The sequence below is a fragment of the Pseudomonas sp. BN505 genome, from assembly GCF_029873175.1.
Taxonomy (GTDB): domain Bacteria; phylum Pseudomonadota; class Gammaproteobacteria; order Pseudomonadales; family Pseudomonadaceae; genus Aquipseudomonas; species Aquipseudomonas putida.
The window spans coordinates 182,176-195,526 of the sequence record NZ_SSOI01000027.1 but is presented as its reverse complement, the minus strand read 5'-3'; the positions used below and the strand labels follow the sequence as shown (position 1 = coordinate 195,526).

Here is a 13,351-nt window from a genome sequence, read left to right as displayed (position 1 = left end):
AACCCTGCCGCCAGCTTAGTCGGAACATGACCCGCAAAGCCACACGTTCAATGCACCGGCCCAGGCTGTCGGAATTCCACGAGGTCAGACCGGGCGCTGAGGGTAACAACTGTGCACCGTAGCTGTGCACAAAATTCCCACTTAAAAGCGCAGCGCACGCCATGGAACTTGCCAGATGAAGGCGCTGGAACCCTAGATCTGGCCATACGCATGGGTTGGTATGATTCTTGTTTGTATACAAATCCAAAAATAAAAGTACACAACAATCACGGAGTCCCGATGGCGTCGATTTCACGTTCCGATGTTGACCAGCTCGATGCTCTCCCCGCCGATACGGCTGGGCGCAGCCCGCTGGCGTTGAGCCCGCGCCTGTATAGTGCCGACCTTGCACCGACCCGCGCGGCAAATCGCACCTGGGGGCGCTACAGCCTGTTTGCCCTGTGGACCAACGATGTGCATAACATCGCCAACTATTCGTTCGCCATCGGCCTCTTCGCCCTGGGCCTGAGCGGCGCGCAGATCCTCTGCGCCTTCGCGCTCGGCGCACTGGTGATCTACGGCCTGATGAACCTGTCCGGTTACATGGGCCAGAAGACCGGCCTGCCCTACCCTGTCCTGTGCCGGATCAGCTTCGGTATTCATGGGGCGCAGATCCCGGCACTGATCCGCGCGGTGATCGCCATCGCCTGGTTCGGCATCCAGACCTACCTCGCCTCGGTTGTCTTGCGCGTGCTGCTGACCGCCATCGCTCCAGACCTCAAGGCCTACGACCAGAACTCGATCCTCGGCCTGTCGACCCTGGGCTGGCTCACCTTCCTCGGCATCTGGTGCGTGCAGGTGGCGATCTTCGCCTACGGCATGGAGATGGTGCGCCGCTTCGAGTCCATCACCGGGCCGATCATCCTGGTGGCTTTCGCCTGCCTGGCGGGCTGGATGTACTGGCGCAGCGGCCTGTCGATTGCCTGGTCAAGCGGCAACGCGCCAACCGGCTCCACAATGTGGCTGAAAGTGCTCGGCGCCGCCGCGTTATGGGTCTCGCTGTACGGCACCATGATTCTCAATTTCTGCGACTTTACCCGTAACTGCCCGGACCGGCGCACCATCAGCGTGGGCAACTTCTGGGGCCTGCCGGTGAACATGCTCGGCTTCGCGCTGATCGCCGTGGTGCTGGCCGGTGCGCAGTTCAGCATCGACGGCAAGCTGGTGCAGGGCCCGACCGAAATCGTCGCCGCCATCCCCAACACCGCCGGCCTGGTACTGGCCTGCCTGGCCTTCCTGATCGTCACCGTGGCAGTGAACATCATGGCCAACTTCGTCGCCCCGGCCTACGTGCTCGCCAACCTGGCGCCGAACCTGCTGAACTTCCGCCGCGCAGGCTTGCTCAGCGCCGCGATCGCGGTGGTAATCCTGCCCTGGCACTTGTACAACAGCCCGTCCGTGATCGTGTATTTCCTCGGCGGCCTGGGCGCCCTGCTCGGCCCTCTGTACGGCATCATCGTCACCGATTACTACCTGATACGGCGCAGCCGGGTGAATCTACCGCAGCTGTATAGCGAAAGCCCGGAGGCCGCCTACCACTACAGCGGCGGGGTCAACCTGCGCGCCGTCGCGGCGTTTATCCCCGCTGCGCTGATCGCCATCGTGCTGGCGCTGGTGCCGGCGTTCGAGACGCTGTCGCAGTTCTCCTGGTTCTTCGGGGCTGGTTTGGGCGGGTTGATTCATTACGCCATTGCCAATCGCAGCGCCAGATACCAGGAAGTGTCCGGCGAAAGCATTGCCGTAGATAGCGCGCAGCACTGACCGGGATTGGAAGCAGCCACGTGTGGCTGCTTTCGACCATTACGGACACTCAGGGCCCCTGCATGACCTAAGATTTCGATAGCTGCTCCATACTCGAAACACGCCCCAAAGATTTTTGCTGTTCTGGCCGGCTCGCTGACCAATGCTCATTGCGAATGTTCGCTATCTCTGGTGTGCTGCAACCAGATTAACGTCGCAGGCGATGCCTGTTTGAGCGAAACAGAGCCTTGATGCAACGAGCCATCCCACCCCTCCATGGTCACCCATAACGATGCCTCCTCGGGCGTATTCACTGATACTGGAATTGAAACGCCCATGCTGTGGGCCGATCCAAAGAAGATGCCTCCGGCGGTTCGCAGATTACGGGGCTTGCCTAAACGCAGGTAAGTAGCTTTCACCTCGCTAATGCAGGTTTCACATAGCGCAGCGCTAAAACTCTTGATGTAACCTGCCGCCCCCTCGTATCGGGGTGGTTGAGCACGGAATTCGGCCAGGCGAACATGCCATGGTCCCACCGGCACTACACCGATTTCCCGCTCTCCAAGCCCACTTACTCCTTTGAACAAGGCCTGATCCGCGAAGTATCTGGGGAGGAAAAGCACGGGCACCACAACCAATAGTACGTTCAGATGGAACCGCCATTTCAGCCAGACCTGGCGTCGTGGTGATACCTGCGCGGGTGTGGTCTTGCCACGTTTGATCGCTGCCGATGTCGCTTGCAGCGTCCGCTTGCTCCACATCAGCAGGCCACTGAGCACCAACATGCTCAGTATCAGTCCAAAGCCGAACCACACCAGCTTCAATCCCAAGCCACCAAAATCACCCGTGTGCAACGGTCGCATGGACTCGGTTACAAACTCCAACGGTTTACGATCCGACAATTTGTGTGAAGCGATGATGCGGCCACTGTAGGGGTCCAGACTGGCGCTCTCATTCATGAGGGGGTAGGCGCCACGCCCGCGTACAGTAAGCGTGTCATACGCGTTACCCGGCATTCGAACGAACGATGCTTCAAACCCTGGAACCTGCTGTGAGAATCGGGAAATAGCCTCCTCCAGACTGACCGTGCCGGGGCGCTCTGCAACTTGCATCAACGGGACGTCTTCGCGCGCCAGGACGGTTACCGGGCTTCGGCTGGAAATGGAAATCTGATTGTCCGCCAACACCGCCTGGACCAGGAACCATAGCCCAGTAATGGAGATAATCGCGATGAACCAGATCGACCAGATGCCACTCAGGCGGTGGAAGTCGCCCCAGAAAATCCGTGCCCCCTGGTGAAAACGCAATGTCGGCTTGAAAAACGCTTTCCAGAAACGCTTGTACACCACGAGGCCGGTGACCAGCGAAGCAAGCATGGGCATGGCCAGCAGCGAAACCAGATACCAGCCCCACGGGTAGCCATTGGTGAATGGCACTAGCCACCATCCGTGCAACGCCCGAGTGAAACCGCGAAAATCGAAGCCTGGCGCAGTACCCTGGATCTTGCCTGTAAAGGGATTCACATATAGGTTCTGCGTGGTGTGATCCGGCTGCACTACCTGGACCTGCAGTGCAAAGTGCGCCTCGTCAGGCCGCAGTATGTACTGCACATCCAGTTTCGGGTTCTGGCTCGCGATTGCCGTGATCACTTCGTCGTAGCCGAGCCGATGGGCATCGTTCGCAGGCTTGTTGGCACGAATGTCGGGGTTCGCCAGCCATACCAGCTCCTGGCTGATGACCGCCACTGTGCCTGTGATGCAAACGGCCAGGGCAAAGAACCAGATCGGCAAAGCCAACCAGCTGTGCACCAGGAACCATAGCTTCGAGCGGGATTTCTTGAACATGGAGTCAGGCTTCGTCTTGGAAGATAAACGCGCGTGCCCATGGCATGTGGCTGCATGCCATGGGCACTGTGGTTTGTCAGAATTGAGGCGTGTACTTCATAGTGAACATGACGTTGCGAGGGTCACCGTAATAGTTGTTTGCGCTGACTGCCGCGTACGACGGTACGTAGTAGACCTTGTCGAAGATATTGTTGAAGTTCACCGCCACAGCGATCTCATCGCTCACCTTGTAGCCGATACGCGCATTCCAGATGGTGAAGCCCGAGTTGTCGAACTTGCGGTCGTAGGCCACGGTGCTGCTCTGGCTGTTGAAGCCTGCGCCAACGCTGAAACGATTGAAATCGCCTGGCAGCGTGTAGTCGGTCCACACGCGCACCGCATGCTTGGGTGTCCAGGTGGAGAAGATCTTGTCTTCGTAGGTATTGTCCTTGATGAACTTGGTCGTGTTGTAGACATAGCTGGCAGACGCTTGCAGGCCTGACAGCACTTCACCGCTGATTTCTGCCTCAAGACCCTGGCTACGCACCTTGCCGGAAGCCTCCGAGCAGTTCGATCCACCGCACAGCGATTCAGTGTTGAGGATGGGGACTGCACGATTTTCGTGATCGTAACGGAACAGCGCCAGCGAGGTGTTGAGCCGACCGTCATTGAGCCCGCCTTTGACACCGACCTCGTAGTTACTGCCTGTGATTGGCTCGATCGTCGACCCGCCAACACCGATCGAGCTCTGAGGAATGAACACATCGGCATAGCTGGCATAGGCCGACCACTCGGGAGTCAGTGCGTAGATTAGGCCAGCATAGGGTGTGACCACGCCATTGTTGGCCTTGGGACTGCTGGAGTCGTAGCTGAATACATTGCTCTGGTAGACCTGGGCCTCGTAGTCGTATTTGTACCAGCTAGTGCGGCCGCCCACGATCAGGGTCAGAGGATCAGTCAGCTTGACGCGCCATGTGCCGTAGATTCCTTTCTGCTCGATCTTGTACTGGCTGTCGGTCCGTGTACCGCGGGTTGCAATACTGTCGTAGTCTTCATACGAAAGGTGATTGTCGAGGTCGAAAATGTTTGCCCCTGTGCTACGCACCACGGCCATGGTGTTGTCGCTGGTGTAGCGCGAGTAGTTGGCACCCAGCACAACTTCCTGATCGAATCCGAAGCCGTTGAAGTCACCATCTGCGAACATGTCCAGTCCACGGCTGTGCGAGTTGAAGTCTGTCGCATACCGCCAGTTCGCTACACCGCTGCCGTCTGCCGCTACGCCCGTGGGCGCGACGACATAGGCGTAGGTCATTTCGTTGCGTTCGTTGATGCCGACAGCCGCTGTCTTGAACTTCCAGTGGTCGTTGAACCGGTGTTCCAGGTCGATATACACGGCAAGCTGTTCCGTCATGCCGCGGTTCCAGTCAGAGCCGGTATAGGTCGAGCGGGACAGGCCGATGTCACGACCATCGCTGTAGCGAGGCAGGCCGGCTACCATGGGAGTGAAGCGCGTTTTGCGGTCGCTGATACCTACCCCAAGGGTGGTGTCATCTGACAGGTCGAAGTCCAGGGCACCGTAAACTTTCTGCTCCCAGCCGCCCACTTCGTCGATGAATGAGTTGCGGGTGTCGTAGTCAGCCACGAATCGACCGCGCACCGTGCCGGCATCGTTCAGCGGGCCACCGAAGTCTGCCTGTGTCGCGTAATGGTCCCAGGAGCCGGCCTGCGCAGTCAGCGTCACCGTCGGCTTGGCGTGACCGCGCTTGCGCACCAAATTGACCGCACCGCCCGGGCTGTTGGCGCCTTGCAACAGCGCTGCGCCGCCACGCAGCAGCTCCACTCGGTCATAGAACGCGGTGGATTCGGTGAGGTAGCTGCCCAACGCGTATATGCCGCGGGTCATGGGGGCACCGTCGTACTGCAGCGACTCGATCTCGAAGCCTCGTGAGGTGATAAAGCCCCCGGTGCCGGGGCTTTTGGCAAAGGTCATGCCGGTGGCATTGGCGAACAGGTCGGGCAGGTCCTTGATGTTCTGGTCATCCATGCGCTTGCGGGTCATTACCGTAACGCTTTGGGGGATATCCTTGAGCTTGTGCTCGCCTTTGCCAATGGTCACGGCACCGGTTGTGTAGGATCCGGTGCCTTCGGTGGTCGTGCCCAAGCCTTGTCCGTTAATGCTGGTCGCGCCTAGCTGCATCGCTGAATCGGACTCGACACGGGTGGTCAGCACATAACGGTTTTCAATGCGCAGTACTTGTAGCGAATGGTCAGCCAGGAGTCGCGTAAACCCTTGCTCGACGCTGAGTCGCCCTCTCAACCCATCTGTTTCGAGCCCTTGCGTCAGTGCCGCGTTGAACGACAGCATTACGCCGGCTTCCTTGGCGAACCTGTTGAGTGCAGGCCCGAGCGGCCCGGAGGGAATATTGTAGTCGCGCACAGCCTGTTCGGCATGAGCCGACGCAGCAGGTGAAAACAAGGGGTACAGCAACCCCGCGTGGATTGACATTGCCCCGCCCAGCAGCAGGGGAGTAATGAGTGTGCGACGTGCTTTGGTGCGGTGTACGATGCGCGGCATGACGGCTCCTTTCAATGCCGGGAAGGGCGTTTTGTAAAAGAGCTCGTACGAGAGAAGCCAAACCGACAACGGTCGGCAGATTTTTTATCCGAGCGATGTGAATGTTACCCAGTAGCGCGTGCGGGTCTCGATTTTCAGCTTCAATGCCTGAGCGATGGCGGCCAGGACGCTATCGCTATCGTCCAGCGGATAAACCCCGGAGAGGCGCAAGCCTGCAATATCGTCGCTGCACCGCAGCAAGCCGGGGCGATAACGTTGAAGCTCGGCGAGTGCCCGGTCGAGGCGCCAATCATCGAAAACCAGACGGCCCATATTCCACTCAGTCATCCCGAGCTCGGCGATGCTGGGCTCGGGCAGGACACCGTTATCGAAGGCTAGGCTCATCCCCTCATTCACCTTGACCGCTTGACGGGTCGCAGCGTTGCGCACTTCGACGGCGTGCTCGACTACCACCAACTTGGTGTGGTCTGGAAACAGTCGTACATCGAAGCGGGTACCCAGCGGACGCATGGCACCATGGGGGCTGCGGACCCACATTGGACGTGGATCGGGTGCCGTCTCGACAAAGATCTCCCCCTGCCGCAGCGTAATCAGTCGCTGCTCGGTGTTGTACTGGATGTCTACCGCAGAGCGTGTATTGAGTGACAAGCGCGTGCCATCGTCCAAGGTAATCCGACGGCGCTCGCCCGTTTCGGTCCGCGTACCGGCGAGCCATATGGGGGCATTGCGACAGCCTGTCCAGGCAACCCCGGTGGCGCCGAGCGCGAGCATAAGCCCCTTGAGCACGGTGCGCCGCGCAGGTTCGATCGCACCTGCTGCAAGCGCATGCCGTGCCAAGGGGCCGGATACACCATGAAAGCTTGCCTGAAGCTGCTCCAGCTGTATCCAGGCCCAGCCATTCAGGATATCCGCGTCACACCATGCTTGCCATTGTGCCTGGGTAACTGCGCAACATGGGTTGCCGCAAAGCCTTGCGTGCCATTGGGCTGCCTCTTTCAGGGCCTGGCGTTGATTGGCTGGGTTCACAACTGCGCGTCAAAAGCGAACAGCAGGCAATGCTCGGTGGCCTTTGCCATGTATTTCGTGACGGAGCTCACCGAGATGCCAAGTTGCTCGGCCACTTGCGGATAGGTCAAGCCATCGAGTTGCACGTATAAAAAGGCCTGGCGCGCCTTGTTGCCGAGCCCGTCGAGCATGGCATCCAGTTGCATGAGTGTTTCCAGCATGAGCAGGCGTTCTTCGGGGGAACACTCCTCCAGTGCCGGTTGGCGAGCCAGGAAATCCAGGTAAGCCTGTTCCAGGTTTCGCCTACGCAGTTGGTCGATCATCACACGTCTGGCCACAGTAGCGAGGTAGCTACGTGGTTCACGTGGTGCCTGCCTGATTGCACTGCTGATCAGGCGCACGAACGTGTCCTGCGTAACATCAGCGGCCCGATCATTGTCGCCAAGGCGTCTGCGGATCCAGCTGTGTAACCACTGTGCATGATCCCGGTAGAGGTCATGGACCGCTTCGCGATGGAAGGTGGTGGGAGGGTGCGCGTAGGACACCGAGTGCTTCCTGCTCTAGATATGAATGGGAATTAATCGCGATTATAAGAAAAGCCTCGGGCTTTGCAATCCGAACTGTTCGCTTCAGGAGAATTTCTAGACACAGATGAAACTAAAACGGTGAATGACAGCTAAGGGCCGAAAGCGGTCTTCCCAGACCGGCCGGTATCGACCCAAAGCGGCCGTTGGTTCAGATCGGCTAAAAGCCAAGAGTCGCCCTTTAGGCAGTATCTGCCGAAGGGGCGATTCAAAGTGTTCCGAAATGGGCGACTGGAGACTAGTTCTCGTAGCGCAGCGTAACGGCAAAGTTGCGGGGTTCGCCGTAGTAGTTGCCAGTATCCTGGCTGAAAATCGCGGTGTAGTACTTCTCGTCAAAAACGTTGTTGAGGTTCAGTTGCACGCTGAGGTTCTGGTCAATCCGGAAGTTGGCGTTCAAGTCCACCAGATTGTAGGCGCTCTGGGTAATATCATTCAGGTACAGCTTGCTCTGATGGTAGAGGTTGGCGCCCACTCGCCATTGGTCGAACCCACCGGGCAGTTGATAGGTGGTGGCGGCCTTGAACAGTCGCTGTGGCGAGTTCTCGGTGCCATAGGTGTCGCCCTTGCTGGCGCCGGCCACGTATTTCGGATGGCTGTAGGTGTAGCCCATCGACGCGTTCCAACCGGGCATCAATTCACCTGAAACCTCTGCATCGAACCCGCGGTTGCGCACCTTGGCACCCTCGGTGTAGCACCGCGCATCGCGCGTCGGCCCGCACACGCGCCCGGCCTCGGGCACTACCTGTGGAAGGCCGGTCTGATCCACCTGGAACACTGCGACGGCGGTATTCAAACGTCCATCGAACAGCTCGCTCTTCACGCCAGCCTCGTAGTTGCTGCCGGTAGTGGGCTCCAGCAACTTGTTGTCGACACTGTAGGTGCTTTGCATCTTGTAGATCTCGGTGTAGCTGGCGTAGACCGAGGTGTTGTCCGTGAGGTCGTAGACGATGCCGCCGTAGGGAATGACCTTGCGATCTTCCTTGAACCGGTCGGTTTCCCACGGGCCTTGGGTGTCATAGTCGACCCAGCTCAAGCGGCTGCCAAGAATGACGTGCAGATCATCCAACGGATTGAGGCGCGTGGCGACATAGACCCCCTTGTCCTTGCGCACATGCCGGCTGGGCGTCAGGCTGCCGACTATCTGCGGCTTGGGGAACGTGGAGGTGTCGAAGTCGAGGATGTCGACGGTGGGGTTCTCACTGGCCGAGCCGGTGACGTACTGCAGCCTGTCGCGCCGCATGTTGGTCCCTATCACCACTTCATGCTTGCGCCCCAGCAGGGTGAATGCGCCGTTGAGCGCCGCGTCGAGGTTGACCTGCTCGTCATCGTAACGGGCACTGTTCGGCCAATACTGCATCGTCGAATCCGTCTCGTAGGTGTGATAGCCAACCTGGGCAAGAAAGTCGGCGTTGGACCAGATCAGGTTGGTGGCGACGGTGAGGTTCCAGTCCTCGTTGAAGCGGTGCTTGATATCGGCGAAGACGTTGCGGTTGATCTTGTCCAGATAGGCCCACTTGCCGGCGAGCGACTTCGAGCGCGAGAAGTTGTACGAGCTGCCGTCCAGGTGGGTGGGCAAACCACCCCAGTCGTAGCCGTTGTTGTTGTCCTGCTGGAAGGACGCCCCCAGCGCGACCGTGGTCGCGTCACTCAGGTCGGCTTCGCCGATGGCGTAGAACAGCTGGTTGTCCTTGCCTGCGTAGTCCTGGTAGCTGTTTTTCGTGTTGTACATCAGCACCGTGCGGCCGCGCAGGGTGCCCTCTGCGTTCAGCGGGCCGCCGACATCGAGCTGGGTGCGGTAGTTGTCCCACGAGCCGGCGCTGATTTCCGCCTTGAGCTGGTATTCACGCGTGGGTCGCTTGCGCACCATGTTGATCGCCGCAGACGGGTTACCTGCGCCTTGCATTAGACCGTTGGCGCCGCGGACAATCTCCACCCGGTCGTACATGGCCATGTTGTTCACCGACATGACGTCCATCGAGAAACTTTCGGTGACACTGCTCGGCAGGCCATCGAACTGCAGGTCGTCGACCTGGAACCCGCGTGAGTAGTACAGCGGGCGCTCTGTGCCAAACCCTTTGACCGTGCTGATGCCCGTCGCGGCCTTGGCAACGTCTTCCAGCGACTGCATGTTCTGGTCGTCCATCTGCTGGCGCGTGACGACACTGATGGACTGAGGCGTCTCTCGCGGCGAGAGCCCCAACCGGGTTGCGGTACTGGTGAGGCCAGTGGTGTAGGAGCCAGTCCCTTCGGTAGTCGCCCCCAGCCCAAGTGCATTCACATCGGTAGCGCCCAGCTCCAGCGCTGATGAATCCGCCGCTATCTTGCGCAAGGTCAGCGTCTTGTCATTTACGTACTCGTAGCCGTAACCACTGCCTCTGAGCAGTTGCTCGAGCGCCTCGTTGATCGTGTAGGCCCCACGCAGCCCAGCGCTGCGCATTCCGCTTATCTCGTCAGAATTGAAAATGATGCGCAGGCCGGCCTGGTCGGCCAGACGGGTTAGTGCGCTGTCCAGTGGCTGGGCAACGATGGTGAAGACCTGGGTGACAGCTGAGCTTTCTGAAGCCCTGGCCTGGGCCTCGACCGGTGCCAGGAGGCCGAACAAGGCGGCGAATGCCACCGCTTGGCGCAACGACTGTGCGCGGGTACGTACGCAGATATGCAGCATGACAGCAACCTTTCCCTAGAGTTGGCTGCGCGACTTTTATGTGAATGATTCGCGCTTCGTCTTTACGACGAAGCGACCTACAGGACCTTGCCAAAGAATTTTCATTTTTTTTGCAAGGCGCTGCGCGGAAGAGAGAGGGTGCGGCGTCAGTCTTTCGGCCGCACCAGGGTGATCAACGGCAACCGGGTGATACGCAGGGGCTGCGTCTGCTCCAGCACGGCCAGGGCAGCCTGTGGATCATCCACCTCGAATATGCCGCTGATGCGCCGGGCCGCCAGCGTCTTATCGGTGAGGTACACAATGCCGGGGATGTACCGGTCGAGCTCGGCGAGCACGTCACCCAGCGGGCGCGCGTTGAAGATCAATTTGCCGCGTTGCCAGGTGGCGACGTTCTGCACATCGACCGCCTTGCCCGGCTGCGGCGCCACACCGCGCCGATAGGCCGAGGATTGCCCGGCCGGCAGGCGCAAGCTCTGCCCGCCCGAACTGAGCTGCACGATGCCTTCGCTCACCTGCACGGTCACCTCGTCACCGCGCTGGTTTACATCAAATCGGGTGCCGACGGCCTGCACATCTCCTTGCGCCGCGTGCACGATGAAAGGCCGCGATGGGTCCTTGGCTACCTCGAATAGCGCCTCCCCTTGATACAGCGTGATACCGCGTCGATTTTGGCTGTAGCCCACCGACAACACGGTGTCTGCGTTCATCCAGACAACGCTGCCGTCCTGCAGGCGCACTTCCCGCCGCTCGCCAGCATCGGTCACCTGATCGGCATACAGGGCCGACCAAGGCCGTAGCAGCCCTGCACTGATCATAACCAGCGCCAGGCACGCGGCCAGGCCCACCGCCCACAAGGCGCGTGCGGGTCTGCGCCGCTTGCGCGGGCTTAGGGCGACGAACTGTTGGGCTTTCGGCGTGTGCGCAAATGCCCCCCACAACGCCTCGGACTTTCTGGCGGCCAGGGCATGGGCCTCGGAGCGCTGGCACCAGCGCTCATAGGCCAAGTGGTCGGCTGCAGTAGCCCGGCCGGACTGAAGATGCACCAGCATCTCGATGGCCTGGTCTTCCAGCTCGAAAGGATCAACGGTATCGGTCATGGTTTCTGCAAGCTGAGCAGCATGAGGAGGCGTCGGAGTCTGGGGGGTGGTGTCCGAATAAGGCAAGCGGTTCATATCCACTCCTTCTTGCTCAAGGAGTCGCGACAATGACGTACCGCTTGCACGATGTACTTGCCTACAGTGCTCTCGGACACGCCGAGCCTGGTGGCGATTTGGGCATGCGTCAGCCCCTCGAGACGATTGAGCAGCAGCGCCAGGCGTGCGTTGGTGGGCAACTGGTCCATCGCGACATCGAGCTGCGCCAAGGCCTCATCGGTCATCAGCGCCGACTCGGGTGAAGGGCGTGGGTCGCAGACCTCCAGGGCTTGCGACTCGTCGGCATGCAGGGCATTGAACCGCCCCTCGCGCCGCATACGGTCGATGGCCAGGTTGCCGGCGATGCGGAACAGGAACGCGCGCGGCTCCTGGATCGGTTCGCCGGCAGGAAGGTTGACCAACCGCAGGTAGGTGTCTTGCGCTACATCGGCAGCCTGCTCGACGTTGCCCAGCCGCCGAGCCAGGAACGCCATCAGTTCCGCGTAGTGCTCATGGAAGTTGGTCAGCAACTCAGAGGTGCCAATGCGCGACATGCTCAGCCCTACGTCGGTAAACCGGCTCCGCCGGAGAGCGGCGAATACTACACTAACTGAGAAGCATTATTAAATGGGCTTCGAGTGGACTTGACAATGTCGAGCATATCGCTTGGCGATGGTGACAGGCTGCTGATCAGGTGATGATCGGACCCGCTGCTGGACCCTGATCGCCATCAATGAAGGGCAGCTTTGGGTCGATAACAGCCAATCGCGCCCTTCTACATCAACCGGGCGGAGCAGCCGGGCGCCTCAAGTTGCTTGGCCACTTTCATCGCCAGTTCGACAAAGGCTCTCGCTGCAGCCGTTTGATAAACCCCTTTTCGTTGCATCAGAACAGCAGTGCGCTGCAAGCGCTGCTGGTCAAGCTCGATAGCGACCAACTGCTCGTGAGCCTGGGCGATGGTGGCCGGCAACAAGGTCGAGAGCTTGGTCCTGCTGACCACTTCGATAAGCGCACTGATGGTATTGGCTTCCACTTGTACGTGAGGCCGAATGTTGTGCTGGCGGCAATAGCTGTCGATCTGCTCACGCGTGGCAAATTCGGCGCTCAAGAGTATCAGCGATTCTGAGTTCAACGCCTCCAGGCCAATACTGGCCGTCGTGGCGAGGGGATGCTGCTTGCCTACCACCAGCGCGAGGGTTTCGACCAGGAGCGCTTGGGCCTCCAGGTCCAGATGATGGCCGCTGTCGAACGCTATGCCCACATCAACCTCGTCGGCCAACAACAATTCTTCCATCGCCTCTTGGGCGATCTCTCGCACCACCAGCGTGATGTTCGGGTAGCGGCCATGGAACGCTTCAACCAGCGGGCCAACGAGATAGCTGGTGAATGTCGGCGTTACCCCCACCCTAAGTGACCCGCGGCTCAGATCGCCGAGGTCATCAATGGCTCGTTTTGCCTCCTGCAGTTCCTGCGCGGCCCGCTTGGCATAGCGCAGATACACCTCGCCGGCATCCGTCAGCCGCGTGGTACGGCCGGAGCGATCGAACAACGTTGTGCCGAGGCTCTCTTCCAGCTGCCGGACCTGCTGCGACAAGGCCGGTTGAGACACATGCAGCGCCGCTGCGGCGCGGGTGAAACTGAGATGGTTTGCCACTGCGATGAAGTACTGGATGTGTCGGGCAAGCATGGACGCACCTATAAGATTATCTGATCTACTAGATCATAAATCAGACTTTTACCTTATTGAAAGGGCTGCGTAACCTTTGCTTCAACACATCGCGTCATTC

The 13,351-nt window shown here is 59.7% G+C and carries 8 protein-coding genes and 1 pseudogene; 1 reads left to right on the top strand and 8 read right to left on the bottom strand.

The genetic code is table 11. The features are described 5' to 3' along the window. The first annotated feature begins 279 nt into the window (after positions 1-279). Positions 280-1,800, top strand: a complete 1,521-nt coding sequence (locus E8E78_RS06820; RefSeq protein ID WP_059396096.1) for an NCS1 family nucleobase:cation symporter-1 — start codon at positions 280-282, stop codon at positions 1,798-1,800. A gap of 692 nt (positions 1,801-2,492) precedes the next feature. Here the strand turns inward: E8E78_RS06820 and E8E78_RS06815 are convergent. The 8 genes and pseudogenes from E8E78_RS06815 to cynR form a co-directional block, all read right to left on the bottom strand. Next, a pseudogene (locus E8E78_RS06815) lies at positions 2,493-3,623 on the bottom strand (PepSY domain-containing protein); the annotation flags it as partial. A gap of 76 nt (positions 3,624-3,699) precedes the next feature. Continuing rightward, positions 3,700-6,177 (bottom strand): TonB-dependent siderophore receptor, encoded by a 2,478-nt coding sequence (locus E8E78_RS06810; RefSeq protein ID WP_280312833.1) that lies wholly within the window; start codon positions 6,175-6,177, stop codon positions 3,700-3,702. 84 nt (positions 6,178-6,261) lie between these two features. Next, the gene (locus tag E8E78_RS06805) at positions 6,262-7,203 is read right to left on the bottom strand and encodes a FecR domain-containing protein (RefSeq protein WP_059396094.1); all 942 of its coding nucleotides are present in this window, start codon (positions 7,201-7,203) and stop codon (positions 6,262-6,264) included. Next, positions 7,200-7,727 (bottom strand): sigma-70 family RNA polymerase sigma factor, encoded by a 528-nt coding sequence (locus E8E78_RS06800; protein WP_049273524.1) that lies wholly within the window; start codon positions 7,725-7,727, stop codon positions 7,200-7,202. Before E8E78_RS06800 ends, E8E78_RS06805 begins: the two co-directional genes overlap by 4 nt. 277 nt (positions 7,728-8,004) lie before the next feature. Further along, positions 8,005-10,431, bottom strand: coding sequence for a TonB-dependent siderophore receptor (locus E8E78_RS06795; RefSeq protein ID WP_053092273.1), 2,427 nt, complete (start codon positions 10,429-10,431; stop codon positions 8,005-8,007). 146 nt (positions 10,432-10,577) lie between these two features. Beyond that, positions 10,578-11,603 carry a FecR family protein gene (locus E8E78_RS06790; protein WP_232861351.1) on the bottom strand — a complete coding sequence of 342 codons (1,026 nt, stop codon included), beginning with the start codon at positions 11,601-11,603 and terminating at the stop codon, positions 10,578-10,580. Then, positions 11,600-12,118, bottom strand: a complete 519-nt coding sequence (locus tag E8E78_RS06785; protein WP_049273522.1) for a sigma-70 family RNA polymerase sigma factor — start codon at positions 12,116-12,118, stop codon at positions 11,600-11,602. Before E8E78_RS06785 ends, E8E78_RS06790 begins: the two co-directional genes overlap by 4 nt. 221 nt (positions 12,119-12,339) lie before the next feature. After that, the gene (gene cynR, locus E8E78_RS06780) at positions 12,340-13,251 is read right to left on the bottom strand and encodes a transcriptional regulator CynR (protein WP_049273520.1); all 912 of its coding nucleotides are present in this window, start codon (positions 13,249-13,251) and stop codon (positions 12,340-12,342) included. Positions 13,252-13,351 lie beyond the last annotated feature (100 nt).

Coding starts and splice junctions, on each gene's coding strand:
- E8E78_RS06820 (WP_059396096.1), top strand. CDS start 280: ATGGCGTCGATTTCACGTTCCGATGTTGACCAGCTCGATGCTCTCCCC.
- E8E78_RS06810 (WP_280312833.1), bottom strand. CDS start 6,177: ATGCCGCGCATCGTACACCGCACCAAAGCACGTCGCACACTCATTACT.
- E8E78_RS06795 (WP_053092273.1), bottom strand. CDS start 10,431: ATGCTGCATATCTGCGTACGTACCCGCGCACAGTCGTTGCGCCAAGCG.
- E8E78_RS06790 (WP_232861351.1), bottom strand. CDS start 11,603: ATGAACCGCTTGCCTTATTCGGACACCACCCCCCAGACTCCGACGCCT.
- E8E78_RS06785 (WP_049273522.1), bottom strand. CDS start 12,118: ATGTCGCGCATTGGCACCTCTGAGTTGCTGACCAACTTCCATGAGCAC.
- cynR (WP_049273520.1), bottom strand. CDS start 13,251: ATGCTTGCCCGACACATCCAGTACTTCATCGCAGTGGCAAACCATCTC.